The following is a 26908-nucleotide window of genomic DNA, read 5'->3' on the forward strand; positions in this document are numbered from 1 at the left end:
GATTAGGGCGCCTCCGCCGGCGCGGTGGCAGGCAGCGGCGCTCTGGCAGTCAACGGCGTCCTGGCAGGCAGGGGCGCCGTGAGCGCGGCGATCCGTTGCACGCTGGGAGCGGCGTCGGCCCAGGCGCCGACGTCCAGGGCGGTGGTCAGCACGATCTCGAACGCCGCCCGCATCGAGCCCTCGATCGAGGCGAAGACGTCTTTCACACGTCCTGTATCGGCCGGTGCGAGGGCAATCTGCACGCTGGACAGCAGTCCGGGGGCGGCGAATTCGGCAGGCATCGCCTGATGGGTTATGAAACACCCCAAAACATCGCCGAGCAGTTCGTGCTCGTCGCGCACGTTGCCCGCCCAGGCGCTGACCAGGTAGTTCAGCTCGATCATGGGCAGCGGCCCGCGTCGCTGGATGCGCCCGTTGGCGTCGGTGCGCTCAGGCATCGGACGGGGCGGCTGCGGGCTGCGCCCGACGCCGAAGAGGAACATGCTGACGGTGATCCGGCTGAGCTGGGCCGCCCAGCTTCGCGATGGTGGGTCGAAGGACACCTCGCCCACCTGCTCGGGCAGCGGCAGGGCCGCCCGGACCAGCTTTTCCAGGCCTTGTTCGACAAGGGGGATCAGCACAAGGTCCATCCCCTCGAGCGCGCGAAACAGAGACTGGTTAATGCCCCGTTTGTAGTGCCCCCGAGGACGTGGCAACCTGTACCAGCCTTGCAGCAGCGTCCGGCCGAAATCATAACGGTGGTTTCGCACTTGTGGGGTCACTGTTAGCAGTTGTTTACCTGAGAAAAGCGTCACACGCGATTCGAATCCGCGCGGATGCGCCGAAAACGACACCGGTAGCCAGCCGCGGGCGCCGGAGAGGACCCCCATGCGACAGCGAATGGCCGAGCTGGTCGAACGGATCGCGACAGCGGGACGGCGACGGTCCGAGGCGGGCGGCGCCCAGCACCCGGCGGGCGCCCAGCACCAGGCAGGTGACCGGGCCGCCGCGGACCTCGACTCCATCATCGCCGTGCTGCGGGCCGACTACGGCGACGCCTCGGCGGAGCCGTCCGGCCCGGACGCCAAGCAGGACGTGCTGACCGGCCTGAGCGAGGTGTTCGGCCTGGACCCGGTCGACGCCGGGCTGCTGACGATCGCCGCCGCCGCCGACCTGGACGCCAACCTGAGCATGGCCTTCGGCTTGCTGCGCGGGCTGAGCGCCCCGGTCCGGCCCAGTGTCGCGCTGGCCCTGGAGCTGTCCGGGATTCCCACACTGGCCGCGGACGGCTTCGACCGGCTCGGCCCGGACGGCCCGCTGCGCAGGCACCGGCTGATCGAGGTGCTGGGTCCGGAGCCGTGGCTGGGACGGCAGCTGCGCGCGCCCGATCCGGTGGTGACCTTTCTCGCCGGTTCGGACCAGTCCGATCCGCCGGTGGCCGCCATGCTGAGCTTTCCGGTTCCGATCGAGCTGGCCGAGACCGCGGTGGTGTCGGCCGCGATCAGCAACGGCGTGCCGCTGGTGTGGATCAGGTCCACCGCCGCCGCGGCCGGCAACTCGCTCGCGGCCAGCGCGTTCGCCGCCCTCGGGCTGCAATGCCTGGCGGTGGACCTTCGCCGCTGCCCGGCCGACACCGAGCTGCTCACGGCGCTGGCTTCGGCCGCCCGGGAAGCCGGCCTGCGCGGCTGCGGCCTGGTGGTGACCGGCGCCGAGTTGCTCGGCGAGCCGGCCAACGTGGCCGGCCTGGAGCTGCTCGAGCGGGCCGCGGTGCCGGTCGTGGCAGTCGGCGCCCGGCCGTGGAATCCGAGCTGGCTGCGCCGTTTCCCGCTGGCGGTGGACGCCCGGCCGCTGGCAGTCGCCGATCGCGCCGCGGTCTGGCACGCCGGCCTCGGTGACCTGGCCGAGTCCGACGACGAGCTGCGCCACGCCCTGCTCGGGATGCGGCTGACCCCGGAGGAGGTGCTGGAGACCGCCCGGTACGCGCGGATGCTGGCCGATTCGCAGCAGCAGCCGCTGTCGGCGGCGCTGGTGCGTGAGGCGGCCCGCCGGGTCGGGGGCTCGGGCGGCACCGGGGTGAACCGGATCGCGGCCTCGGCCCAGACCGGCGCCGGGCCGAGCTTCGAGGACCTGGTGCTGCCCGAGCACGCCAGGCAGTCGCTGCACCAGCTGGTCAGCTGGGCCCGGGTGCGCGACCAGGTCACCGCCCGCGGCCCGCTGCGCGCCAAGGGCAGCGGGATCGCGGCGCTGTTCACCGGAAGTCCCGGCACCGGAAAGACCCTGGCCGCCAACGTGATCGCGGAGGAGCTGTCCATCGACCTGTTCCAGGTCGACCTGTCCGCGATCGTGGACAAGTACATCGGCGAGACCGAGAAGAACCTGGAGAAGGTGTTCCAGTCGGCTGAGGCGCTGGACGTGGTGCTGTTCTTCGACGAGGCCGACGCGCTGTTCGGCAGCCGGTCAGAGGTGCGCGACTCGCGCGATCGCTACGCCAACCAGGAAGTCGCCTACCTGCTGCAACGAATGGAACAGTTCGACGGCATCACCATTCTCGCGACCAACCTGAGGGGCAACCTGGATCAAGCTTTCTCGCGGCGCATGAGCTTCATCGTGCACTTTCCCGACCCGGACGCCGCTACCCGCCGCCGGCTCTGGCAGAGCCACCTCAAACAGTTGCGGGCGCTGGATCCGCACGATCCGGTCGACCTCGACTTTCTCGCCGAGTCGGTGGAACTGGCCGGCGGCGACATCCGCAATATCGTGCTGTCGGCGGCCTATGACGCGATCAGCGCCGACCAGCCGATCGGCATGCGGCACCTCGCGGTGGCAACGGTCGGGGAATACCGCAAGCTGGGGCGCCGGGTTCCCGAGCACGGTTTCATCCCTGGCTGATGGCTCGAGCCCGAACGGGAGACGTCAGGCGCTGACGCGTGGTGGCGCTCAGGCCTTTCCGATGGGACGGCGGCCGAGGTCGGCCTCCCGGAAGACGTCGACCGGCTTGCGCAGCACGTCCTCGACATCGGTGCCCTGCCAGATCCAGCCGCCGGCCACCTTCATCAGGGCGATCAGTTGATCGTCCTGGCCGTTCTGGTAGAGCTGCTCGCAACTTTCGCACAGCGTCCAGAAGCTGGGCATTGTGTCGTCCTTGCCGAACCTCCGGAACTGCACCCGGTCAGTTGCCAGCGGGTGCACCCAGACCACGTCGGCTCCACCGCAGAACGCGCAGCTCTGGTCGGTTGCCGCATCCGGCGATCCGTCAGGGGAGGAGCGATGCTGATCTTGGCTGCCCTCATCGGCACTGTGCGCGCCGGTGTCAGGAGTTGAGGCCACGGAGCGTAACTCTATCTCCTGCCAGCAGAGAATCGGGCGTTGTTTGCTGCATAAACCCGCCCCAGTTCGACCACTTACCGTAATTGGTCGGTAACTAGTTTGCGGCTTGTGTGGCTCGCGTCGGCCTCGATACGCTGGCCTGGTACGGGGGTACACGAGGGACGCAAGAGCAGTGGAAGCCCTGTCGCGATGGTACGGGGGTACCGGGTGTGACAGGGCTTCTCTGCGTTCGCGCGCGACAGTACCGACGGGTAGCCGAAGCTGGTGGGCGGCCTGCAAATCAGGCAGTTTGAAGGCATCCAAATCAGGCAACCCGGATTACCCTTGCCGGTATGACGGCGATGCGCGCGGACGAGTTCTCCCAAGGTCTCGATGACCAGCTGTGCCTGGCGCTGTACCTGGCGTCCCGGGCCATGACAGCCACTTACCGCCCGGTCCTCGACGAGCTGAAGCTGACCTACCCGCAGTACCTGGTCCTGATGCTGTTGTGGGAGCAGGGGACCTCGTCGGTGGGCGAGATCGGCGCGCGGCTGCACCTGGAGTCCAACACCCTCTCGCCACTGGTCAAGCGGCTGGAGGCGCTGGAGCTGGTCACCAGGAGCCGACGGGCCGGTGACGAGCGGACCGTGGACGTGCAGCTGACCCGGCAGGGCAAGGCGATGCGGCGACGGGCTGCCGGGGTGCCGGCCCAGATCTGCGAGGCCACCGAGCTGGACGCGGCCAATCGGGCCCGACTGATCAAGAAGCTCCGCCGGCTGACCGAGGACCTGGAGAAGAAGCAGGGCTGAGCCTTGCGCCCGGCTGAGCCCCGAACTCCGGCAGCCAGGCCACCCGGCCGGGCGTCGCATTCCGCCTGGCTCACTACATCGTGCACGATGTAATCGGCTACGTTTGATACCCGAACACCCATGGATCAACTCGTCACTCGAAGGAGTAGTCATGCCCACACGCGTCGCCCGAACCGCCTGGACCGGCACTTTGCAGGAAGGCTCCGGCCAGGTCGAGCTGAGCAGTTCGAAAGTGGGCACGTACGAGGTGTCCTTTCCCAGGCGTGCCGCTGACGAGGCTGGCGGCGTCACCAGCCCCGAGGAGCTCATCGCCGCCGCGCACTCGTCCTGCTTCGCGATGCAGCTGTCCGCGCTGATCGCCGAGGCCGGCGGTCAGCCGCGGAGCCTGGAGGTCACCGCCAACGTCTCACTCGGGCCGGACCCGGCCGGTGGCTTCCGGCTGACCGGCATCGCCCTCGAGGTGCACGGTGAGGTCGAAGGCCTGGACAAGGCCGCCTTCGAGGCGGCGGCGCAGGCCGCCAAGCAGACCTGTCCGGTCAGCAAGGCCCTCACCGGGGTGCAGATCACCCTGGACGCGACGCTGGACTGAACGCGGCTCAGCCGGCGTCGACGGCTTGCCGCGCGACGCGGTTGACCGATCGCGGCTTAGCCGGCGTCGACGGCTCGCCGGGCGGCCGCCAGCAAACCGGCGTCCTGGTTGTCCGAACGGCCCTCGACGAAGGCCGCTTCGGCCACCAGCACCCGCAGGCCGTCCTGCCGGGACGCGAACGCGGCCACCGGCAACTTGCTCGGCGAACCCGGATAGCGGGTGCCCTCGCGCAGCAGGTCGTTGATGTTGCCGGTGCCGTCCGCGGTCACCAGACGGAGGTAGTCGGCGGCCTGGGTCGGGCTGTCGAAGAGAACCGTGCTGGCAGCCACCACCACGCCGCGGCCGTCCTGTTCGGTGCTGAACAGGCTTCGGCGCACCGACGAGCACGGCGTCCTGGTGAAGAAGACCTGCACCTGCCCGTAGGAGTGCGCCACGCAGTTGAGCTGGTCATCGCTGGCCCGCAGCACCCAATCGGCGGCAGCCGGACCGGTCGATGAGCTGCTCGGGCTGGCGGACGGTGTCGGGCCGGCGGGCGAGGTCGGGCTGGCGGACGGTGTCGGGCCGGCGGGCGAGCTCGAGCCGGTCGCCGCGGTCGACGGGCCGGTCGTCGGGGCGCTCACCGGCTGGTTCGTCGGGCGGTGGCCGTCGAAGGTGAGCAAGCCGATCAGCACGATCAGGCTGACCACCAGCCAACCGGCCACCACGGCAAGAGCCAGCTTCAGCCGGCTGCGCGGCGGCGGCTCCCGCTCGTCCCAGTCCTCATCGGGTTGGGTCAGCCAGCTCACGGGCACACCGTAACGCCTCGGCGCAGGCCGGGCCCGGCGTGCGACCGTGCCGGGCCGCCCCACAACCCGGGATGCGACATCATGAGCGCCTGAGCGCCGTGGTCGAAACAGTGATAGGGAACTCGCGGTCGAACAGTGATAGGGAAGATGGGAAGCGCAGCGACCTGACGGCGATGAGCGGTCGCGCGAAGAGCGTGGTGGGGAGGGACGTGATGGGCGACTACGACGTGATCGTCGTCGGGTTGGGCGCGATGGGCTCGGCGGCGGCCTATTCGCTGGCCACCCGGGGCCAGCGGGTGCTGGGAATCGAGCAGTTCACCCCCGCGCATACGCTGGGCTCCTCGCACGGCGGCACCCGGATCGTGCGCAAGGCGTACTTCGAGAAACCGGACTACGTGCCGCTGCTGATCCGGGCCTACCAGCTGTGGGACGAGCTGTCGGCGGCTTTCGGCACCCAGCTGTTCACGCGGTGCGGCGCGCTGATGATCGGCCGGCCGGGCAGCGCGGTGGTCTCGGGGACCCTGGCTTCGGCCCGTCACTGGTCGCTGCCGCACGAGGTGCTCGACCCGGCCGGCCTGCGAGCCAAGTACCCGCAGTTCGCGCTCGACGAGGACCAGCTGGCGGTCTTCGAAGCCGACGCCGGTTTCGTCCAGCCCGAGGTCAGCGTGCGGGCCAACCTCGAGCTGGCTGCCGCCGCCGGCGCCGAGCTGCGGTTCGACACCGCGGTCGAGCAGCTCGAGGTGAGGCCGGATGGGGTGCACCTGGCGGCCGGCGGTGAGCAACTGCGCGCGTCGCGGGTGGTGGTCGCCACCGGCGCCTGGGCCGGCCGGCTGGCCGGCCCGGACAGCTACCCGATCAAGGTGCAGCGCCAGACGGTGCACTGGCTGCGGCCGCGCACCTCGGCGGCCGACTTCGACGCCGAGCGCTTTCCGGTGTACATGTGGAGCCTGCCGGTACCCGCCGGGGCGGACCGCCTCGAGCTGTACGGGTTTCCGCATCAGCCCGGTGACGAGGGTGTCAAAGCCGCGCTGTATCACGACTGGTTGGACCCCGACGTCGATCCCGACACGATCCGCCGGACGGTGGCGGAGTCGGAGTGCCGGACAGTTCAGCAGCTGCTGGACCCCGTCCTGCCCGACCTTGCCGGCGAGTGCGTGAGCAGTCAGGTGTGCATGTATGCCGGCGCCCCGGACGACGACTTCGTGCTCGGCGTCCACCCCGGCTCATCGGGGCGGATGGTGGTGGCGCTGGGGTTCTCCGGGCACGGCTTCAAGTTCGTCCCGGTGGTGGGCGAGATCGTGGCCGACCTGGTGATCGACGGTTCCACCAGGCACGACATCGGCTTTCTGTCACCCGAGCGGTTCGCCGGCCGGCGATGAGACTTCGGGTGCTGATCGCACCGGACAAGTTCAAGGGCAGCCTGGAGGCGCCGGCCGCCGCCGCGGCGCTGGCCCAGGGCTGGCACTCGGTCCGACCGGGCGATGAGCTGGCAGTGCTGCCGATGGCCGACGGCGGCGACGGCACGCTGGCCGTGCTGGCGGCCGGCCGGCCCGCCAGCTGGGTGACGGTGCCCACCGTGGACGCCGTCGGCAACCCCCGGCTCGGCCGTTACCTGCGCGCGGGTGACACCGCCGCCGTCGAGCTCGCCGAGATCTGCGGCATCGCCGGGCTCAGCAAGCTGGATCCGATGGGCTCGCACACGCTGGGCCTGGGAATCGTGCTGGCGGCGGCACTGCGCTCCGGCGCCCGCGGCCTGGTGGTCGCGCTCGGGGGCTCGGCCTCGACCGACGGCGGAGCGGGCGCGCTGTCGGCGCTGGGGGCACGGTTGGTGGGCGAGGACGGCCGGTTGCCACCCGGCGGCCGGGGGCTGACCCGGCTGGTGGCGGTGCGCGCCGACCGGCTGGCGCCGGTGCCACCCGACGGGGTCCGGGTGCTGGTCGACGTGCAGGCCCCGCTGTTCGGGCCGTCCGGCGGCGCCTTCGCTTTCGGCCCGCAGAAGGGCGCCGACCGGGAAGAGATGCTCGAACTGGACCGCGGGCTGCGCCGGTTGGCGGCGGTGCTGGGAACCGACCCGGACCAGCCCGGCTGCGGAGCGGCCGGTGGCACCGGGTACGGGCTGGCGTACTGGGGCGGCCGGCTGACCCCCGGCGCCCCCACCATCGGCCAGCTGGTCGGGCTGCCGGAGGCGGTGCGGCGGGCTGACCTGGTGCTCACCGGGGAGGGCCGTTTCGACGCCAGCTCGCTGACCGGCAAGACCTGCGGGCACGTGCTGGAAACAGCTGCTCGCAGTGGCGTGCCGGCGCTGGTGGTGGCCGGCTCGATCGCCGATGAGATGGCGACCGCGGCGGCCGGCACCGGCCTGCTCAGCCTGACCGAGCTGGCGGGCTCGGCGCTGGCCGCCCAGCAGGATCCGGTCCGGTGGCTGGCTGAGGCCGGTCGGCAGGCCGCCGAGGCAACCACCCGCTGAGGCGGGGCCGGCTCAGGCCTGGTCGGTGGCCGGGAACACCAGCTCGCGGACCAGCACCCGCAGGATCAGTGCCAGCGGCACCCCGAACAGCGCGCCCGGGACCCCGAATATCGCCCCGCCGAGGATCACCGACGGCAACGTGATCACGCCGGGCAGCTGGACGGAGAACTTCATCACCCGCGGCTGGATCAGGTAGTCCTCGAACAGCCGGTAGCCGAGGTAGAAGACCAGGGTGGCGATCGCGGTGGGCAGGCTGACCGACAAGGACACCAATGTCACCACCACCCCGCCGACGGTGGAGCCGATCACCGGCACCAGCGACAGCACCGTCACCAGCGCCCCCAGCAGCACCGCGTACGGGATTCCCCAGGCCAGCGACCAGATCGAGGTGGCCAGCCCGCACAGCACCGCGATCATCACCGTGGACAGCATGAACCGCCCGACCTGCACGATGAGCTCGTCGAGGATGCGGGCGGTGCGGACCTGGCGCGAGGCGGGCACGGCCTTGAGGGCGAGCTCTCGCAGGTGAGGCAACCCGATGGCGAAGTACAGCGACAGGAACGCCACCACCACGATGTCGGTGACCGCGGTGAACAGCAACGTCCCGCCGGTCAGGACGTAGTCGAAGAAATCACTGGGGTTGACCGAACCGTTCGAGGGCTCGGTGGCAGCGGCCGCGATCTGGTCACCGAGCGAGCCCAGGTGGCTGGCGGCGTCGCGGATCAGCTCCGGCCCGGACTCGACCAGCTGCGGCAGCTGGGTGCTGGCGGCATTGACGGCCAGCACGATCGGAGCGGTGAGCAACGCCACGACGGCCAGCCAGGTCAGCAGCGCGGCGACCGCTCGCCGCATTCCGCGCCGCTGCAGAAAGGAGATCATCGGATCGAGCGTGACGCCGATCAGCAGCGAGAACGCCAGCAGGTACAGGATCGTGCGGAGCTGCTCGACGATCCGGAAACCCAGGTAGGCGACCCCGACCCCGACGGCGAACCAGCAGGCGAACGCGATGACCGAGCGCGGTCGGCGGACGTTCACCACTTCCTCGACCGGCTGCGCGCCGATCGGGACGGCGCCCTTGGCATCCATGCGGCACAGGCTAGTGGAGGCAGGCCCTGATCCGGGGCTGTCCGCGCCTACTGGAACTGCAGGCTGACCTCGGGGGTCGCCGGGTGCGACTGGCAGGCCAGCACCAACCCGGCGGCCAGCTCTTCGGGCTCCAGGGCGTAGTTGCGGGTCATCTTGACCGAACCGGCGGTCACCAGCGCCCGGCAGGTTCCGCAGACACCGCCCTTGCAGGCGTAGGGCGCGTCCGGGCGGTTGGCCAGCACCGCGTCGAGGATGCTGGGGCCGGTGTAGCCGACCGGGACCGTCGAGGTCCGGCCGGACAGCGTGACCGTCACCTGGCTGCGGTCGGAGTCGGCATGCTCGGATACCGCCACGACCGGTTCCGGCGGCTCGTCGCCGACGTAGAACAGCTCGGAGTGCACGGCGGTGCTGGCCACCCCACCGGCTACCAGCGCGGCGCGGACGGTCGAGACCATGCCGAGCGGACCGCACAGGTACCACTCGTCGGCGTCCTTGCACAGGCCGTCCAGCAGGATGTTGACCTTGTCCTCGTCGATCCGCCCGGTCAGCAGGTCAGACAGTTGCGGTTCGGCCGACAGCACGTGCAGCAGGGTGAACCGGCTCGGGTAGCGGTTCTTCAGGTCAGCCAGCTCTTCCAGGAACATCACGTCGTTGGAGGTCCGGTTGCCATAGACCAGGGTGAGCCGGCTGGCGGGCTCGGTGCGCAGGATCGAGGCGACGATCGAGAGCACCGGTGTGATTCCCGAGCCGGCGGCCAGGCAGCTGACATGGCGCTCGTTGTCCGGCGACACCAGGGTGCCGAACCGGCCGGCCGGGGTCATCACCTCGATCGCGTCACCGGGTCGCAGATCGCCGGTGAGCCAGCCGGAGAACAGCCCGCTGGCGATCCGCTTGACCCCGATCCGTAGCTCGCCGCGCTCGGTCAGATCCGCGGGCGTCGAGCAGATCGAGTAGGTCCGGCGCTCCTCCTGGCCGGCTGTCGCGCCAGCGCCGTCGGTCCTCCGGCGCAGGGTCAGGTGCTGGCCCGGCGTGAAGGCGTACTCCGGGCGCAGCTCGGCCGGCACCGTGAAATGCACCGCGCAGGCCTCGGCGGTCAGCGGTTCGACGCGAGCGACGGTGAGGGGATGAAAGCCGCTCACAGCGATTTGAATTCGTCGAACGGCTCGGCGCAGCCGCGGCAACGGCGCAGGGACTTGCACGGCGTGGAACCGAACTGGCTGACCAGCTCGGTGTCAGCCGATCCGCAGCGCGGGCAGCGGACGGCCTCGGCCGGCTCCATGGCAGCGCGGGTGGCGGGCCTGCTGCCGAGCTGCACCGCGACTGGCCCGGTTCGGGTGGGCCGCGGCGGAGCGATGCCGTAGTCGCGCAGCTTGGCCTTGCCGTCCTCGGTGATCCAGTCGGTGGTCCAGGCCGGCGCCAGCTCGATGACCACCCGGGTCCGCGGATCGACCTTGCGGGTCTGGTCCAGCACGTCCTGGCGGATCGCCTCGGTCGCGGGGCAACCGGAGTAGGTCGGGGTCAGCACCACCTCGGGCAGGCCGTCCGCGGCGAACCGGACGTCGCGCAGGATGCCCAGATCAGCGATGGTCAGCACCGGTATCTCAGGGTCGGGGACCTCCGCGGCGGCCAGTCGCAGCGCCGCCAGCCGTTCCAAGGCGGAGTCGGTCGTGCCTGTCTCAACGGTGGTCACCACTGAGCTCCCGGGTGGGATCGGTGCAGGTGCTGCATCTCGGCCAGCAGGAAACCGAAGCCCTCGGTGTGCAGGCCGGTGCGCCCGCCCGATGGTTTCCAGTTATCGGCCGGCAGGCTCAGCGTCGCCTCGGTCAGGACGGCCTGGACCGCGGCGAACCAGGCCGGGCGCACACCGGAGGGCAGCGGGCCGACCCCGAGGTCGGCGATCCGGCGGGCCAGCTCGTCGTCGGCGAACAGCTCATGGGTGAACGGCCAGACCGTCTCGAGCGCGTCCTGGCTGCGCTGGTGGCTGACCTCGGTGCCGTCGCCCAGCCGGATCACCCAGGCGCTGGCATGGTCGATGTGATAGGCCACCTCTTTGACGGCCTTGGCGGCGATCGCGGCCAGCTGGGCGTCCTGGGAGGACTGCAGATCGCGATAGAGCTCGTACTGGTAGCAGGAGAACAGCAGCTGCCGGATCATGGTGGTGGCGAAGTTGCCGTTCTCGAGCTCGGTCAGCTGCAGGTTGGTGAACTGGCGTTCCTCACGCAGGTAGGCCAGGTCGTCCTCGGAGCGGCCGCTGAACGAGCCGCCGTAGGCAAGCAGCGTGCGGGCCTGGCCGAGCAGGTCGAGCGCGATGTTGGCCAGCGCCAGATCCTCTTCGATCTGGGGAGAATGGGCCGACCACTCCGACAGCCGGTGCGACAGGATCAGCGCGTCGTCGCCGAGCTGGATCGCGTACGCCGCGATGTCAGCGTTGGCCGGGGCGGTTGTCTGCGTCGGGTCAGCCATTCGATGCTCGCTCATAGGTGCTCGACCCCGTCGGGGATCTCATAGAACGTCGGATGCCGGTAGGGCTTGTCGGCCGACGGCTCGAAGAAGGCGTCCTTCTCCTCCGGCGAGCTGGCGGTGATGTCGGCCGAGGGCACTACCCAGATCGAGACGCCCTCGTTGCGGCGGGTGTACAGGTCGCGGGCGTTCTGCAGCGCCAGCGTCGCGTCCGCGGCATGCAGCGAGCCGACGTGGACGTGGTTGGTGCCGCGGGCGGGCCGCACGAACACCTCCCACAGCGGGCTGGGCGGGGTGCTCACGCTGCCGCCGTCACCGCGGCTGCCTGCTTCTTGGCCGCGTACGCGGCGGCGGCCTCGCGCACCCAGGCGCCGTCCTCGTGGGCCTGCCGGCGGGTGGCGATCCGCTGCCGGTTGCACGGGCCGTTGCCCTTGAGCACCTCCTGGAACTCGGTCCAGTCGATGACCCCGAAGTCGTAGTGCCCGCGCTCGGCGTTGAAGACCAGATCGGGGTCGGGAAGCGTCAGCCCCAGCGTCTCGGCCTGCGGAACGCAGATGTCGACGAACCGTTGGCGCAGCTCGTCGTTGGAGAACCGCTTGATTCCCCACGCCGTGGACTGGGCGGAGTTGGGGGAGTCGTCATCGGGCGGGCCGAACATCATCAGCGAGGGCCACCACCACCGGTTGACCGCGTCCTGGGCCATCTCGTGCTGCTCGGGGGTGCCGCGGGACAGGTGCAGCAGCGACTCGAAGCCCTGCCGCTGGTGGAAGGACTCCTCCTTGCAGATCCGGATCATGGCGCGGGCGTAGGGACCGTAGGAGCACCGGGTGAGCGGGACCTGGTTGGTGATGGCGGCGCCGTCGACCAGCCAGCCGATCGCGGCCACGTCGGCCCAGGTGGGCGTGGGGTAGTTGAAGATCGAGGAGTAGCGCTGCCGGCCGGCGTGCAGCAGGTCCAGCATCTCTTCGCGGCTCATGCCCAGGGTCTCAGCGGCCGAGTACAGGTACAGGCCGTGGCCGGCCTCGTCCTGCACCTTGGCCAGCAGGATCGCCTTGCGGCGCAGTGAGGGCGCCCGGGTGATCCAGTTGCCCTCCGGCTGCATGCCGATGATCTCGGAGTGGGCGTGCTGGGCGATCTGGCGGATCAGGGTCTTGCGGTAGCCCTCAGGCATCCAGTCGCGCGGCTCGACCCGGCCGTCGGAGGCGATCAGTTGCTGGAAACCTGCCTCCAGGTCGGACTGCCGCGCCGTGGCGTCCTGGCTGGTGGCGTCCTGGCTGGTGGTGTTCTGCACAGCGGCGTCCATGACCTCTCCCCAAAACCGAATGATCGTTCGGTTAGTCTATGCTGGCACTCTGGTCGCTGGCAAGCTGCCCCCAGCCGAATCCGCAGGGCGACCCAGAACGAAAAGGGGATTTCTGATGGCCGAGTTGCTGAGTTCGTACCTGTGTGACGAGTGGTTCACCGCCTCCGACGGCGCCGCTGACAACAGCCGTGAGCTGCTCGACGCCTCGACCTCGCAACCGGTGGCCCGCTGGTCGCACGAACCTGTCGATCTGGCCACCGCCTACTCCTATGCCCGGACGGTCGGCGGGCCCGCGCTGCGCCGGCTGACCTTCACCGAGCGCGCCGCGATCCTCAAGCAGCTGGCCGGTTACCTCAACGACCGGCGCGAGTCCGACTACTACCCGCTGTCCCTGGCCACCGGCGCCACCCTGTTCGACTCCAAGTTCGACGTCGACGGCGGCATCGGGGTGCTGTTCGCCTATTCCTCCAGGGGCCGCCGCGAGCTGCCCGACTCCACCGTCTACCTCGACGGCCCGGTCGAGCAGTTCTCCAAGGACGGCTCGTTCGTGGCCCAGCACATCTACACCTCCCGGCGCGGACTGGCGCTGTTCATCAACGCCTTCAACTTTCCGGTCTGGGGCATGCTCGAGAAGTTCGCCCCGGCGTTCCTGGCAGGCGTCCCGGTGGTGGTCAAGCCGGCCGCGCAGACGGCTTACCTGACGGCAAAGGTCTTCGCCGACATGGTCGAATCGCAGCTGCTGCCGCCCGGCGCGATCTCCCTGATCTGCGCGGCGCCCGAAGGCCTGCTCGACCATCTCACCGGCCAGGACGTCGTCTCGTTCACCGGCTCGGCCGCCACCGCCCGGCAATTGCGCCAGCACCCGGTGGTGAACCGGGAGTCGGTGAAGTTCACCGCCGAGGCCGATTCGCTCAACTGCGCGATCCTCGGCCCGGACGCGGTCGCCGGCCAGCCCGAGTTCGACCTGTTCATCCGCGAGCTGGCCCGCGAGATCACCGTCAAGGCCGGCCAGAAGTGCACCGCGATCAGGCGCGCGTTCGTGCCGTCCGGCCAGCTCGACGCGGTCATCGAGGCGCTCTCGGCCAAGTTGGCGAAAGTGGTGGTCGGTGACCCGCGCGACGAAGGCACCACGATGGGCGCGCTGGCCACCGTGGGGCAGCGCGATGAGCTGGCGGCGAACCTGCAGAAGCTGGCCGCCGGAGCCGACGTGGTGATCGGTGGCCCTGACTCACCGGCCGCCAAGGCGCTGCCGGCCACCGGGGCGTTCGTGGCGCCGACCGTGCTGCGGGCCCGCAGCGCCACCGCCGAGGCGGTGCACTCCGTCGAGCCGTTCGGCCCGGTGGCAACGCTGATCGGTTACCAGGGCGCCGACGAGGTCGTCGAGCTGGCTGCCCTGGGCGAGGGGTCACTGGTCGGGTCGGTCTACTCCTACGATCCCGGGTTCGTCCGCGAGGTGGTGCTCGGCGCCGCGGCTCACCACGGCCGGCTTCTGGTGGTGGACCGGGACGACGCGCGATCCTCGACCGGCCACGGCTCGCCGCTGCCGCTGCTGGTGCACGGTGGCCCCGGCCGGGCCGGCGGCGGCGAGGAGCTAGGCGGCATCCGAGGCGTCCTGCATTACATGCAGCGGACCGCCGTGCAGGGTTCCCCCCGCGCGCTGGCCGCCGTCACCGGACGCTGGACGCCCGGCGCACCGACCATCACCGAGGACGCGCACCCGTTCCGCAAGCACCTGGAAGACCTGGCGATCGGGCAGGTGCTGTTCACCGACAGCCACACCGTGACGGCCGAGGACATCGACTCCTTCGTGGCGCTGACCGGTGACTCGTTCTACGCCCACACCAATCCCGAAGCCGCCGCCGCCAACCCGCTGTTCGGCGGCATCGTCGCGCACGGGTACTACGTGATCTCCCGGGTCGCCGGCCTGTTCGTGGATCCGGCACCCGGGCCGGTGCTGGCCAACTACGGCCTGGACAACCTTCGCTTCATCACTCCGGTCAAGGTCGGTGACTCGATCCGGGCCCAGCTGACCTGCAAGGAGAAGAAGGCGCGCCAGACCGAGAACTACGGCGAGGTCCGGTGGGATCTGATCGTCCGCAACCAGGACGACGAGCTGGTGGCCACCTATGACGTGTTGACCCTGGTGGCCAAGCGCGACAGCTGAGCGGCGTTCACAGCCAGCTCTGCGTGATCCCCAAGCCAGCGGCGAGGTCGCGCCGGTTAGCTCGTGTCGTAGGAGAGACCTAGACGACACGAACAGAGGTGGTCAGCGTGAGCGACCAGTCCACACCCGAGCCGACCGGTCAGACCAGCGCGCCGCCGGAGCAGCCGTACTACGTGCCGACCGCTCACCAGCAGGCCTGGTCGGTGGCTCAGCACTACCCCGGACAGCCGTCCTGGAGCCCGCCGCCGGTCGCCGCCAAGCCGCGCTCGCGCCGGCTGCTGGCCGGCTCGGTGGCCGCCGCCGCGGTGACCGCGCTGACGGTCGGCGGCATCGCGGTGGCGGCGGACCGCTCGCCGCTCGGCTCGGAGCAGACCACGTTCAGCTCGCCGAACAGCCAGAACCCGTTCGACCAGAACGGTGACGGCCAGACCTCGCCGTACGGCGACGCCTGGGGCGGCAACGGCTCCAATGGCACCGACGGCAACGGCTCGGACGGCAACGGCTCGGACGGCAACGGCTCCAACGGCACCCAGACCACCGGTCCGGCCACCGCCGCCCAGCAGGTCGGGGTCGTCAACATCACCACCACCGTGAACTACGGCCAGGGCAGGGCGGCCGGCACCGGCATCGTGCTGAGCCCCGACGGCGAGGTCCTGACCAACAACCACGTCATCGAGGGCTCCACCGCGATCACGGTGACGGTGGTCAGCACCGGTAAGAGCTACTCCGCCACAGTGGTGGGAACCGCTCCCAGCGAGGACGTCTCGGTCCTGCAGCTCAAGGACGCCAGCGGCCTGGCCACCGCCAAGCTCGGCGACTCGTCAGAGGTCGAGGTCGGCGACGCCGTCACCGCGGTGGGCAACGCGGGCGGCAAGGGCGGAACGCCGACCGCGGCGACCGGCACCGTGACAGCGTTGAACCAGTCCATCACCGCCAGCGACAGCAGCGGCGCCAACACCGAGCGGCTGACCGGAATGATCGAGATCGACGCCGACCTCGAGTCCGGCCAATCCGGAGGCCCGCTGTTCGACAACGCCACCGACAGCGTCATCGGCATCGACACCGCCGCCTCGTCGGCGTCCGGCCGGCCGGACAACGGCGCGACCACCGGCTACGCGATTCCGATCGACCGGGCGCTGGACCTCGCCGACAAGATCGAGTCCGGGGAAGAAAGCAGCACCGTGAACATCGGCTACCCGGCGTTCCTGGGAGTGCAGCTGTCGCCCGCCGGCTCGTCCAGCCAGGGCCCCGGCGCGCAGATCGCAGGCGTGGTCGACGGCTCGGCGGCAGCCAAGGCCGGCCTGCGGGCCGGTGACTCCATCACCGCCGTCGACGGCACCGCGATCACCAGCGCCAGCGGGCTGTCGAGCGTGCTGGACGCCCACGAGCCGGGTGATCAGGTGCGGCTGGGCTACACCGACTCGGCCGGACAGAGCCACAGCGTGACTGTCACCCTGGGCGCCGGCCCGGCGGACTGAACCCCCCAGCCGCTCGACCGGGCCGACTCAGCCGGCTACCTGCTTCAGGTAGCCGGCTGATCTGCTTCGGTGGCCGGCCGGCTGGCCGTGGCGGCGTAGCTTTCGATCTCAGCCAGCACCCTGGACTTGACGGCGTCAGGAGCGAACGACGCGGTGACCGCGTCGGCCGCGAGCGCGGCGACGCCGGCCTCGTCCAGGTTCAACAGCTCGGCGGCGATGGCGTATTCGCTGTTGAGATCGGTGGAGAACATCGGCGGGTCATCGCTGTTGATGCTCACCCGGACGCCCGCGGCGACCAGCTCGGCCAGCGGGTGCTGGGCCAGCTCCGGCACCGCCCGGGTCGCGATGTTCGAGGTGGGGCAGACCTCGAGCGGGAGCCGGTGCTCAGCCAGGTAGGCGATCAGCTCCGGATCCTGAATGGCTGAGGTGCCGTGCCCGATCCGCTCGGCGCCCAGCAACCGGATCGCGTCCCAGATGGTGCTCGGGCCGGTGGTCTCACCGGCATGCGGAACGCTGTGCAGTCCGATCGCCCGGGCGGCGTCGAAGTAGGGGGCGAACTGGGCCCGTGGCACGCCGATCTCGGGACCGCCCAGGCCGAAGCTGATCAGGCCCTCGGGCTGCAGCTCGGTCGCGATCCGGGTGGTCTCGGCCGCGGCCGGCAGGCCGGCTTCGCCGGGGATGTCGAAGCACCACCGCAGCACGATGCCGAGCTCGCGTTCGGCGGCCACCCGGGCGTCCTCGATCGCCTCCAGGAACGCCTCGGCGGCGATGCCCCGGCTCACCGAGGAGTACGGCGTGATGGTCAGCTCGGCGTAACGGATCTGCTGGCCCGCCATCTCGCGGGCGACCTCGTAGGTCAGCGTCCGGACGTCCGTCGCGTCGCGGATCAGGTCGACCACGGAGAGGTAGACCTCGATGAAGTGCGCGAAGTCGGAGAAGGTGAAGTACTCGGCGAGCTTGTCCACGTCGGCCGGTACCCCCGCCGCGGGATGGCGCGCGGCCAGCTCGGCGACGATGCGGGGCGAGGCCGAGCCGACATGGTGCACGTGCAGTTCGGCCTTGGGCAGGCCGGCGATGAATTCGGTGAGATAGGAAGGCGCAAGGGTCACCGGCCGAGTCTCCCATTGCGGCGCACCCAGCGACCTCCCGACCGGGTACTTCCTCCGATCCAGCTGCCGCCGACTGGCGGGTCGGGCAATTCTTGCAGTCATTCTGTGGGCATTTGCGGGGAATTAATTAGCACCAACGAACGGCAGCGCTTTCACTAATTGTGCCCTGCGGTTCTTCAACAGGCGGAGAGTTTGGCCTGCTGTCAATTTGAAGAATGGAAAATAAAAGAGAGATTGCAATTTGGGCACCGTCGGGCGCAACACTTGGTGTGATTTTTCATGCCGCACTGACTGCGCGGGAATGGAATCCTAGGTCATTACCCGAATGGCCGCCACCTGAACTCGGACAAGCCTTGGAAAGCCTGCCGCGGGCCCCCGTCCTCGCCGTGATCGAGGACGATGACGCGACGTTGGCCAGGCAGCTGCCCAGTGGCGGCGCACTCGATCATGTCGTGTGCGTCGGTTCCATCAGCTCGATCGCGACGCTGGCCGAACTCACCGCCCGCGGGGCCACGGTCTTCAACCAGGCGGCCCCGATCCTGGTGCTGTTGGAGCTGGTACAGACTGCCCTGCTGGCCTTGAGCCGCAGTCAGAACAGTTCGCCGCAAAGCCCACCGGGCGGTGATCTGCGGCTCGGTGAGCTACTCGAGCGGCGCAAGGAAGCCCAACGGCTGGCCCTGCTGACGCCGGCAGAGATCGACACTCTGCGCGGCATCGTCGGCGGGTTGACCGCGACCGAGATCGCCAATCAGAGCCATCACTCCGTGCACACGGTTCGAAGCCATATCAAGGCAATTCTCAGCAAGCTCGAGGTACGCACCCAGGTGAGCGCGGTCGCGGTCGCCCATCGATCGGCCTCTTACCGCTGGATGCGCACCGGACCGGCACGATTCACCAATTTTGGGGATGAGGCGGGCTAATACCGGCGTCACCATAAGAACGTTGCCTGCAGTCACAGCACCAAATCCGGCACCGACGGGGCACGTCTCGAAACAGCGAAAGGAATCAGCGATGAGAAGGCTCCCAGCGGCATGGTTAGGGAAGCCACGAACGACAGTTCCTCGCCACTACCTCGCCTAGCTTCGTGCCGAACCTGCAGACACGGGCTGCCAAGGCTGGTGTGGTTACGCGCAATGGCCACCCGATCGAGCCCGGAGTCCGACGTGCCCTCGGCCGGTCCTTTCGCACGGATCTGGCCGAAGTGCGGGTTCACGACGGCCCGGACGCCGCTGAGCTGGCCGAGGCCTTCGGCGTCGAGGCCTTCGCGTGTGGAAGGGATGTCTACTTCGCCGCCGGCCGGTACCGGCCCGACCGGCAGGAGGGTCTGTGGCTGCTCGCGCATGAGGTCGCCCACGTCGTGCAGCAGGCGGCCGGGCACCCACCTGCGACCGGGACCGCCGGGGGCGCGTTCGGACAGGTCGAGCTGGAACGCGCGGCCAGCCAGGCGGCCGACCAGGTGGTAGCCGGACAGCGGGTTTCTGAGCACCTGCTCGGGGTGTCGCTTGCCGGCGCGGCGCGCCCGGACCGGCCGCGGGTGGTCCAGTTCCACAGGTCTTTCGAACACCGGGCGCTGGGTGACCTCTCGACCACCGAGCTTCGCGAGATCTCGAGGGCAGGACCGGACCGGACCCGGATTCTCAGACGTGAGATCGCTCTGCAGCGTTTGTGGCAGAAGGACCCGGAGTCGGTGACCGAGGAGCAGGTCAAGAGCCGCTGCCCGGGCATTTCCACACTGCGCCTGCGGGAAAGCGGTCTTGTCGTCACTTACGGCGAGCTCAACGCGTTGCCGGACTACCTCGCCACCGGCGGGGTCGCGGACGCCATTCCGAAGGAGGTCCTGCTCCCCATCCTTCAATCCATCCGCCAGGAAAGCCACCTCAACTTCATCAGGCTGTTGGATCGAAAGGACGAGACGGCGTTGAAGGGCCCGGTGAACGCCGCGTCGGTGACGGCGCCCAGTCTCTACAACCTGCTGCGTTCGAGCAAGGCGTTCGACGACCTGACCAGTGGTCTGGGCCTGTACGGCACTGACCACTACAAGGCGGTCCTGCTGCGCAACGCGTGCCACTTCGCCCCGTTCTCGTGGCACCGTTGGCGGCAGTCGTACACCATGGCGATCACCCTGGCCAGGCTTGCCCATTCCGAACACGATGCTGATGAGCGGGCGCACCTGACCCGGGCCGCCTGGCTTCAGCACGGCTACGCCGATCATTTTCTGCAGGACTCGTTCGCCGCCGGACATCTGATCAACAAGAACCTCATCATGCAGTGGTACGTGGAGTGGGCGGCCGGGCAGAAATTCACACCGGTCTTCAACTGGGAAAGCATCAAGACCATGACGGTGCGGGCGCAGCCGGGCCTGGCCGGCAGGCGGCTCTACGACCCCTATCACGCCGGCCGGTCGAATGACCCGCAGACCTCTGAGGAACAAGGCTCCTACGGCCTCCGGTTGGCCAATACGGGCCTGGTGGCAGGTGACTCGGGTGACCTGGACTCGGCATACCAGGATTACTTCGGGTTCCTGTCCAGCCTGATCACGCAGGCCGGTTCTGCCGCTATTCACGACTACTACGACGAGCACTCGTTGTGGGTCGCCTCTGTTCAGCATCCGGCGCCGTACGAGATCTGGGGAGACGGCACCCTGCTCAGCGGCGCCGACGGAGACGCCGGGGTGGTGGCGACCAGCGAGGCAGCGTCCTTGTCGCGGTTGAGCCTGCATGAGGCGCTGACGACGGGCGACACCGAGATTGAGCTCACCGACATTCTCGACCGCTTTCCCACGAAGGTGCGCGGGCCGGGCAACCAGCTCATCGGATTGGAGGCGTGGAACGACACCCAGCGGCAGTTCTGCTTCGACAAGATCTTTCCGGAGCTGTGGGTCAGAGTGCCCGCCCTCAAGTCGCTGGAGCCGAATTTCGCCCACAACCTGTCGGTGGATCAGGATCTCGCCGTGCGCTGGAGTGCTGAGCTCAAGGAGGCGCGCCACGCGATGGTGAGCGTGCTTCCCGCCGGAAACCGGATGTACAGCGGGTCCAACGGCTACCTCTATGAGATCGAGCCGTTGACCGGAAAGGTGCTCGACTCGCTGCTACTGGCAGGCAAGTCGGGAAGCGCCGGGCAGTGCCCGACCCGGCTGGCCATCGATGGAAACCTGATTTTCGCAGGCATCCGCGGCGCGGTCTGCGCGGTAGCGGTCAGGCAGGCGTTTCGCCTGGCGTGGACGGCGAAACTGCCCAACGCCGGTGACACCGCCGTCAACGTCATGGTCGTCAACGGCAGGCTGCTGGCAGGCGCCAATGGCTACGTCTACGACGTCAATCCGCACGACGGCACTGTCGTCAACTCATTGCGGCTAGGCAGCTGGATCGGTCAGGGCGACTACACGATGCGGTTGGCGGCGTGCGGCTCGACGTTGGTGGCGGGTGGGCACGGCTGGGTCTATGGCATCGGACTTGCCGATCTCACCAAGACGTGGGAGCTGAGGCTGCCGGACTCGGGATACCGGCAAGTCGAGGTGTTGGCCTTCAACGAGCAGCTCTTCGCCGCGAGTGCCGGGCGGGCGTATCACATCGACCCGGTCGAGGGCGCCCTGGTGAAGCAGCTCCGGGTGACCAGCGCGGAGGGAATGGGCGACTACCCGACCACCCTGGCCGCCGACATGAGCACCTTGTTCGTCGGAACGCATGGTTGCGTTCACGGATTCAACCTCGGTGAGTGGTCCGCACCGGCTTGGGCGGCCGAGCTGGCCGGCGATCGGTATTCCGTCCCGAACCTGGCGGTGGGAGGCGGTCACGTGCTGGCCGGCTCCAACGGATACGTCCTCCGGATCGATCCGGTGTCCGGCGCGGTGCTGCGCTCGATGATGGTGACCCGCAGCGCCGGCCTCGGCGACTACGAGACCAGGCTTGCCCTCAACAGCGCCAATGACGAGGTCTATGTGGGAGTTCATGGTTACGCGTACAAGCTCGCCACGGTGAACGTGTAGCGCCGGCGCTCACAGTTCACCCAGCGCGGTCACCGGATTCTCGATGCAGTCGGCCACGAAACGCAGGAACCCGCCGGCCACCCCGCCGTCACAGGCTCGATGGTCGAAGGCCAGCGTCAACTGGCTCACCTTGCGGATCGCCAGCGCCCCGTCGTGCACCCAGGGCCGGTCGATGATCCGGCCGAGACCGAGAATGGCCACCTCGGGGTGGTTGATGATCGCGGCCGAGCCGTCCACCCCGAAGACGCCGTAGTTGTTCACGGTGAACGTGCCGCCGGTCAGCTGCGCCGGTGTCAGCGAGCCGGCCCGGGCGGCCTCGGTGCGCTCGGTCAGCGCCGCGGACAGCTGCCGGGTCGTCAGGGTCTGCGCCCGGGGGAGCACCGGCACCAGCAGCCCGCGCGGGGTCTGGGCCGCGAACCCGAGATTGACGTCGGGCAGGATCTCGACGGCGTCGTCAGTGATCCGGCTGTTCAGCTCGCGGTACCGAACCAACCCCAGCACGCAGAACCGGGACAGCAGGGCCAGCACGCTGACCGGCTCGTCCGGCCGGGCGGCGTTCAACGCCTGGCGGGCCTCGAGCAGGCCGGTCGCGTCGACGTCGACCCAGACCGTCGCCTCCGGAATCTCCCGTCGGGACAGGCTGAGCTTGTCGGCCATCACCCTGCGCAGCCCGGTCAGCGGCACCCGCTCGACGCCGGCCGTCCCAGCATGCGAGGGCGCGGGCGAGTCCGCGGTGGCGGCGGTTGCCTGCGGTTGCGAGCCGGGCGCGGACGAGAACGCTTCGATGTCACAACGGCGAATGACGCCCGAGGGATCGGACGGCCGGATCACGGCCAGGTCGATGCCGCGGTCACGCGCCAGCTTGCGCACCACCGGCGAGATCACCGAGGTGGCGACCAGTCGCCGACCGCCGGCGGTAGCCGGGGTGCTGGTGGCGGCGACAGCCTGCGGCAGGCCGGCCGAAGCTGCCCTGCGGCCGGCCCGGCCGCGGCGTCGCGCCGGCGCCGATGAGGTGCCATAGCCGATCAGGACGTTGCCGGAGTACTCCGATGACTCGGCGGCGCTTGACTCGACAGCGACCTGCTCGGTAGCGCCTGACTCGACAGCGACCTGCTCGGTAGCGCCTGACTCGGCAGCGGCTGACTCGGCGGCGCCGTTGGAAGCGCTGGTGCCGTTGGAAGCGTTGGTGCTGTTGGAAGGGCTGACGCCGTTGGAAGCGGCGGCGCTGACCTCCTCGACGGTGATCAGCGGGGAGCCGACCGCGATCCGCTGGCCGGGGTCGCCGAACAGCGCCGACACCTTGCCCGCGAACGGGATCGGCACTTCGACCGAGGCCTTCGCGGTCTCCACCTCGACCACCGGCTGGTCGACGCTCACCTGGTCACCGACCGCCACCAGCCAGGTGAGGATCTCGGCGTCGGTCAGGCCCTCACCGAGGTCGGGCAGCAGGAAGTCAGGCATTGGGGTCGGTTCCGGCCGGGGTGCTGGGCAACACCACGGTGTCGTCGAACTGCAGCCGGTCCACGGCGTCGAGGATGCGGTCCACCGAGGGCAGGTGGTGTTTCTCCAGCATCGGCGGCGGGTACGGAATGTCAAAGCCGGTGACCCGTCCGATCGGCGCGTGCAACTGGTGAAAGCACTGCTCGGTGAGCCGGGCGGCGATCTCGGCCCCGAAGCCGGCGAAGCCGCTGGCCTCGTGCACCACCACGGCGCGTCCGGTCCGGCGCACCGAGGCGACCACCGTCTGGTCGTCGAAGGGGCTCAACGAGCGCAGGTCGATCACCTCGGCCGAGATGCCGTCCTGGGCGGCCGCGTCCGCGGTCTCGAGCAGGGTGGGCACCATTGAGCCGTAGCCGATCAGGGTCACGTCATCACCGGCGCGGCGCACCAGCGCCTGGTGGAACTGCGCCGCGGGTTCAGCCGAGATCTCTTCCTTGGCCCAGTACCGGCGCTTGGGCTCGAGGAAGATCACCGGGTCATCGCAGGCGATGGCCTGGCGCAGCAGCCAGTACGCGTCGGATGCGGTGCCCGGGGCCACCACCTTCAGTCCGGGCGTGGACACCCAGTACGCCTCGGAGGAGTCGCAGTGGTGCTCCACCCCGCCGATGCCGCCCCCGTACGGGATCCGGATCACCACCGGCAGCGTGATCCGGCCGCGGGTGCGGTTGTGCAGCTTGGCCAGGTGCGAGGTGATCTGCTCGAAGGCCGGGTAGGCGAAGGCGTCGAACTGCATCTCGACCACCGGTCGCAGGCCGTGCATCGCCATGCCGATCGCGGTGCCGACGATGCCGGACTCGGCCAGCGGCGAGTCGAACACCCGTCGCTCGCCGAACTCAGCGGCCAGTCCGTCAGTGACCCGGAAGACCCCACCGAGCGCGGCGACGTCCTCGCCGTAGACCAGCACCCGGTCATCGGCGCGCAACTCATCTGCCAGCGCCCGGTTGAGCGCGCCGGCCATCGTGAGGTCGCCGAGCTTCTCGGCCTTCTCGGCAACGGCGGTCATGACGCCTCCGCCGCGAGTTCCTCGGCGAGCTCGGCTGCCTGGCTGCGCAGCGCGGCGGTCGGCTCGGTGTAGATGTTGGCGAACAGCTCCGCGGGGTCGGTGACCGGATCGGCGTTCATCGCCGCCCGCAGCCGGGCCGCCCGGGTCTCGCCCTCGTCGGCGATCGCCGCGATGCCGGCCTCGTCGAGCAGGCCCTGGTCCTGCAGGTAGGTCTGCAGCCGGGAGAGTGGATCGCGGGCCAGCCAGCTGGTGACCTCGGCATCGTCGCGGTAGCGCGAGGCGTCATCGGCGTTGGTGTGCGCCTCGATCCGGTAGGTCAGCGCCTCGATCAGGGTGGGGCCTTCGCCGCGCCGGCCGCGCTCGATCGCCTCGGTGACCGCCACGTGCACCATCGCGGCGTCGTTGCCGTCGATCAGCACGCCGGGCATGCCGTACCCGATGCCCTTGTGGGCCAACGTCTCGGCCCGGGTCTGCTTGGCCAACGGCACCGAGATCGCGTAGCCGTTGTTCTGCACCAGGAACACTACCGGCGCCTGCCAGACCGCGGCGATGTTGAGCGCCTCGTGGGTGTCGCCCTCGCTGGTGGCGCCGTCGCCGAGCAGCACCACGGCCACGGTGTCCTCACCGGCCAGCCGGGCCGCGTGCGCCAGGCCGACCGCGTGCAGGGTGTTGGTGGCCAGCGGCGTGCACTGCGGGCCGGTGCGGTGCAGGTACGGGTCATAACCGCAGTGCCAGTCCCCGCGCAGCAGGGTCAGCACCTCGACCGGGTTGATGCCGCGGCTGACCAGCGCCATCGAATCCCGGTAGGTCGGAAACAGCCAGTCCCGCTGGGCCATCGCGGTCACCACCCCGACCTGGCAGGCCTCCTGGCCGCGGGCCGAGGGATAGACCGCCAGCCGGCCCTGCTTGGTGAGCGCGGTGGCCTGGGTGTCGAAGCGGCGTCCCACCGACATCAACCGGAACAGCTCGAGCAGCACCTCGCGGTCAGGCAACCGCGCGGGGTCGGCCGAGGTGGCGTGGCCGTCGGCGTCGATCAGGCAGCGCGGCGCCGTGGTGGGCAGGAACCCGGCGGATGGAGTGACGACAGTCATGTGCCAAGTGTGGTGGGTCTAGAGCCGTTGATCCAGAAATGTATGGCAGCTCCAGACGATTGGCACAGAAAGCCTTGCTATCGTGCATTATGTCAAAACATAAGCTTCCGCAAGCGGTTGAGGTTAGACAACCGGTCCAGCTTGATGACACCGACCGGGCAATCGTGGCGGAACTGCGCGAGGACGGCCGGCTCTCGATGCGGGCGTTGGCTGAGAAGCTGCACATCTCCCGGGCCAGCGCCTACACCCGGGTCGAGCGGCTGGTCACCGAGGGCGTGATCACCGGTTACACCGCCTCGATCGACCCCGAACGCTACGGCTTCGGCATCTCGGCCTACGTCTACCTCAAGATCAGCCAGCACTCCTGGAAGGCGGTCCGCCGGCAGGTGCTGCAGATTCCCGAGGTCTGGCACGGCGCGCTGGTCTCCGGGGAGAACGACCTGGTGCTGCTGGTGCGTACCCAGGACGCGGCCAGCATGCGCGAGCTGGTGCTCAACACCTTTCAGACCATGCCGGACGTGCTGGCGACCCAGACCGTGCTGATCCTGGACGAGCTGAGCGGCCCGCGAAAAAGCCTCTGACCCCCCGGTGGCCGCTTGCGGTGGGTGCCAACGTTTGCGATCATGAGAGGGCAGACCCCGGCTGTCACCGAGGTCTGCCCCGAGTGGGCCGATTACCGGTCCGCAAGGGTCCGGATCAGATCAGCAGTGGCCAGGATCGTCGGTGCGAGTGTTGCTAGCGCGACGCACCAGATCCTGGCTTTCTGCTTTCCTGACATTTTCGGCATCCATCTCACCTCCTCCCACAGCAGGACCGCGTACCGGATTGCCGCGGTCCTGCCAGGGGAGGGGGCGTGGCGATCCTGGCACGGCGCGCCGGAGGATCTCGCTGTCTATGCACAGCACCTGCCGCCAGGGCGCGTAAGCGTTTTTGCGCTGCTTAGACTGCTGTGTATGACAGTTCCTGCTCTGGCTATGAACAACGGCGTCCAGATTCCGCAGCTCGGCTTCGGGGTGTTCCTGGTGCCCGACACCGAGACCAAGGCTGCCGTCCAGACCGCGCTGGAGGCCGGTTACCGGCACATCGACACCGCGAAGCTGTACCAGAACGAGGCCGGCGTCGGGGCGGCGATCGCGGAGTCGGGCATCCCCCGCGACGAGCTCTTCGTGACCACCAAGGTGTGGAACTCCGAGCAGGGCTTCGACCCGGCGATCGCCTCTTTCGAGGCGTCGATGGACCGGCTGGGCCTGGACCTGCTGGATCTGCTGCTGATCCACTGGCCGGCGCCGGACCTCAACCGCTACGTCGACACCTGGCGGGCCCTGGAGAAGCTCTACGCCGAGGGCCGGGTGCGCGCGATCGGCGTCTCCAACTTTCAGCCCGCCCACCTGCAGCGGCTGTTCGACGAGACCTCGGTGGTTCCGGCGATCAACCAGATCGAGCTGCACCCGCTGCTGCCGCAGTCCGAGCTGCGCGCCTTCCACGCCGAGCACGGAATCCTCACCGAGGCCTGGGCCCCGCTGGCTCAGGGCGGCAGCGTGCTGACCGACCCGGTGATCGCTCAGATCGGCGAACGCCTGGGCAAGAGCCCGGCCCAGGTGATCCTGCGCTGGCATATCGAGCTGGGCAACGTGGTGATCCCGAAGTCGGTGACACCGTCGCGGATCCGGGAGAACCTCGACGTCTTCGACTTCGAGCTGACCGCGGAGGACCGGAGCGCGATCGACGGGCTGGAGACCGGTGATCGGATCGGCCCGGACCCCGACACCTTCAGCCGGGTCTGAGCCGGGACAG

The 26908-nt window shown here is 69.4% G+C and carries 24 protein-coding genes; 11 read left to right on the top strand and 13 right to left on the bottom strand.

All coding sequences use genetic code 11. The features are described 5' to 3' along the window. Positions 1–2: 2 nt before the first annotated feature. Positions 3–869 (bottom strand): DUF4255 domain-containing protein, encoded by an 867-nt coding sequence (locus tag VF557_07510; GenBank protein HEX8080040.1) that lies wholly within the window; start codon positions 867–869, stop codon positions 3–5. Here VF557_07510 and VF557_07515 point away from each other — a divergent pair. Continuing rightward, on the top strand, positions 868–2868 hold the full coding sequence (locus tag VF557_07515; GenBank protein HEX8080041.1) for an ATP-binding protein: 2001 nt from the start codon (positions 868–870) through the stop codon (positions 2866–2868). The genes VF557_07510 and VF557_07515 overlap by 2 nt on opposite strands. Positions 2869–2916: 48 nt before the next feature. On the opposite strand, the gene VF557_07520 is transcribed toward VF557_07515, so the two are convergent. Then, the gene (locus VF557_07520; protein HEX8080042.1) at positions 2917–3177 is read right to left on the bottom strand and encodes a hypothetical protein; all 261 of its coding nucleotides are present in this window, start codon (positions 3175–3177) and stop codon (positions 2917–2919) included. 461 nt (positions 3178–3638) lie between these two features. Between VF557_07520 and VF557_07525 the strand changes: the two genes are divergently transcribed. Both VF557_07525 and VF557_07530 read left to right on the top strand, forming a co-directional pair. Beyond that, positions 3639–4094, top strand: coding sequence for a MarR family transcriptional regulator (locus VF557_07525; GenBank protein ID HEX8080043.1), 456 nt, complete (start codon positions 3639–3641; stop codon positions 4092–4094). A 151-nt stretch (positions 4095–4245) separates the two neighbouring features. After that, a complete protein-coding gene (locus VF557_07530; protein HEX8080044.1) occupies positions 4246–4683 on the top strand; it encodes an OsmC family peroxiredoxin in 438 nt (145 codons plus the stop codon). Between the two features lie 56 nt (positions 4684–4739). Here the strand turns inward: VF557_07530 and VF557_07535 are convergent, their stop codons facing one another. Further along, positions 4740–5468, bottom strand: a complete 729-nt coding sequence (locus VF557_07535) for a hypothetical protein (protein HEX8080045.1) — start codon at positions 5466–5468, stop codon at positions 4740–4742. A gap of 173 nt (positions 5469–5641) precedes the next feature. Between VF557_07535 and solA the strand changes: the two genes are divergently transcribed. After that, positions 5642–6847 carry an N-methyl-L-tryptophan oxidase gene (gene solA / locus VF557_07540; protein ID HEX8080046.1) on the top strand — a complete coding sequence of 402 codons (1206 nt, stop codon included), beginning with the start codon at positions 5642–5644 and terminating at the stop codon, positions 6845–6847. 8 nt (positions 6848–6855) lie between these two features. Beyond that, a complete protein-coding gene (locus VF557_07545) occupies positions 6856–7935 on the top strand; it encodes a glycerate kinase (protein HEX8080047.1) in 1080 nt (359 codons plus the stop codon). A gap of 12 nt (positions 7936–7947) precedes the next feature. Here the strand turns inward: VF557_07545 and VF557_07550 are convergent, their stop codons facing one another. The 6 genes from VF557_07550 to paaA are packed head-to-tail and all read right to left on the bottom strand — an operon-like array spanning position 7948 to position 12784. Further along, positions 7948–9021 (bottom strand): AI-2E family transporter, encoded by a 1074-nt coding sequence (locus VF557_07550; GenBank protein ID HEX8080048.1) that lies wholly within the window; start codon positions 9019–9021, stop codon positions 7948–7950. Positions 9022–9068: 47 nt separating this feature from the next. After that, positions 9069–10160, bottom strand: a complete 1092-nt coding sequence (paaE, locus tag VF557_07555) for a 1,2-phenylacetyl-CoA epoxidase subunit PaaE (GenBank protein HEX8080049.1) — start codon at positions 10158–10160, stop codon at positions 9069–9071. Beyond that, complete coding sequence (gene paaD, locus VF557_07560) at positions 10157–10711, bottom strand: 1,2-phenylacetyl-CoA epoxidase subunit PaaD (GenBank protein HEX8080050.1); 555 nt, start codon at positions 10709–10711, stop codon at positions 10157–10159. The genes paaE and paaD overlap by 4 nt, the downstream gene beginning before the upstream one ends. Next, positions 10708–11484, bottom strand: a complete 777-nt coding sequence (gene paaC, locus VF557_07565; protein HEX8080051.1) for a 1,2-phenylacetyl-CoA epoxidase subunit PaaC — start codon at positions 11482–11484, stop codon at positions 10708–10710. Before paaC ends, paaD begins: the two co-directional genes overlap by 4 nt. An 11-nt stretch (positions 11485–11495) precedes the next feature. After that, a complete protein-coding gene (gene paaB, locus VF557_07570) occupies positions 11496–11783 on the bottom strand; it encodes a 1,2-phenylacetyl-CoA epoxidase subunit PaaB (protein HEX8080052.1) in 288 nt (95 codons plus the stop codon). Next, complete coding sequence (gene paaA, locus VF557_07575) at positions 11780–12784, bottom strand: 1,2-phenylacetyl-CoA epoxidase subunit PaaA (GenBank protein ID HEX8080053.1); 1005 nt, start codon at positions 12782–12784, stop codon at positions 11780–11782. Before paaA ends, paaB begins: the two co-directional genes overlap by 4 nt. A 115-nt stretch (positions 12785–12899) precedes the next feature. Here paaA and paaZ point away from each other — a divergent pair, with 115 nt between their 5' ends. Continuing rightward, positions 12900–14948 (top strand): phenylacetic acid degradation bifunctional protein PaaZ, encoded by a 2049-nt coding sequence (gene paaZ, locus VF557_07580; GenBank protein HEX8080054.1) that lies wholly within the window; start codon positions 12900–12902, stop codon positions 14946–14948. A 107-nt stretch (positions 14949–15055) separates the two neighbouring features. Beyond that, positions 15056–16426: a trypsin-like peptidase domain-containing protein gene (locus VF557_07585; protein HEX8080055.1), complete on the top strand. Its 1371-nt coding sequence runs from the start codon at positions 15056–15058 to the stop codon at positions 16424–16426. 44 nt (positions 16427–16470) lie between these two features. Here VF557_07585 and VF557_07590 read toward each other — a convergent pair whose 3' ends face one another. Beyond that, a complete protein-coding gene (locus VF557_07590; protein ID HEX8080056.1) occupies positions 16471–17535 on the bottom strand; it encodes an adenosine deaminase in 1065 nt (354 codons plus the stop codon). Positions 17536–17921: 386 nt separating this feature from the next. Here VF557_07590 and VF557_07595 point away from each other — a divergent pair, with 386 nt between their 5' ends. Both VF557_07595 and VF557_07600 read left to right on the top strand, forming a co-directional pair. Then, the gene (locus VF557_07595) at positions 17922–18455 is read left to right on the top strand and encodes a LuxR C-terminal-related transcriptional regulator (protein HEX8080057.1); all 534 of its coding nucleotides are present in this window, start codon (positions 17922–17924) and stop codon (positions 18453–18455) included. Between the two features lie 200 nt (positions 18456–18655). Next, entirely contained in the window at positions 18656–21520 is a 2865-nt protein-coding gene (locus tag VF557_07600; GenBank protein ID HEX8080058.1) for a DUF4157 domain-containing protein, read from the top strand. 9 nt (positions 21521–21529) lie between these two features. Here the strand turns inward: VF557_07600 and VF557_07605 are convergent, their stop codons facing one another. From VF557_07605 to pdhA, 3 genes are read right to left on the bottom strand one after another with little or no spacing between them, the layout of a single operon-like run. Then, the gene (locus tag VF557_07605) at positions 21530–22981 is read right to left on the bottom strand and encodes a dihydrolipoamide acetyltransferase family protein (protein ID HEX8080059.1); all 1452 of its coding nucleotides are present in this window, start codon (positions 22979–22981) and stop codon (positions 21530–21532) included. Beyond that, positions 22974–24023: an alpha-ketoacid dehydrogenase subunit beta gene (locus VF557_07610; GenBank protein HEX8080060.1), complete on the bottom strand. Its 1050-nt coding sequence runs from the start codon at positions 24021–24023 to the stop codon at positions 22974–22976. The genes VF557_07605 and VF557_07610 overlap by 8 nt, the downstream gene beginning before the upstream one ends. Then, positions 24020–25114: a pyruvate dehydrogenase (acetyl-transferring) E1 component subunit alpha gene (gene pdhA, locus VF557_07615; protein ID HEX8080061.1), complete on the bottom strand. Its 1095-nt coding sequence runs from the start codon at positions 25112–25114 to the stop codon at positions 24020–24022. The genes VF557_07610 and pdhA overlap by 4 nt, the downstream gene beginning before the upstream one ends. A gap of 89 nt (positions 25115–25203) precedes the next feature. Here pdhA and VF557_07620 point away from each other — a divergent pair, with 89 nt between their 5' ends. Both VF557_07620 and VF557_07625 read left to right on the top strand, forming a co-directional pair. Beyond that, positions 25204–25695 (top strand): Lrp/AsnC family transcriptional regulator, encoded by a 492-nt coding sequence (locus VF557_07620; GenBank protein ID HEX8080062.1) that lies wholly within the window; start codon positions 25204–25206, stop codon positions 25693–25695. A 372-nt stretch (positions 25696–26067) separates the two neighbouring features. Beyond that, complete coding sequence (locus VF557_07625) at positions 26068–26898, top strand: aldo/keto reductase (GenBank protein HEX8080063.1); 831 nt, start codon at positions 26068–26070, stop codon at positions 26896–26898. Positions 26899–26908: the final 10 nt, after the last annotated feature.

Origin of the sequence: Jatrophihabitans sp., from assembly GCA_036389035.1 — a bacterium.
In the GTDB taxonomy this organism is placed as follows: domain Bacteria; phylum Actinomycetota; class Actinomycetes; order Mycobacteriales; family Jatrophihabitantaceae; genus Jatrophihabitans_A.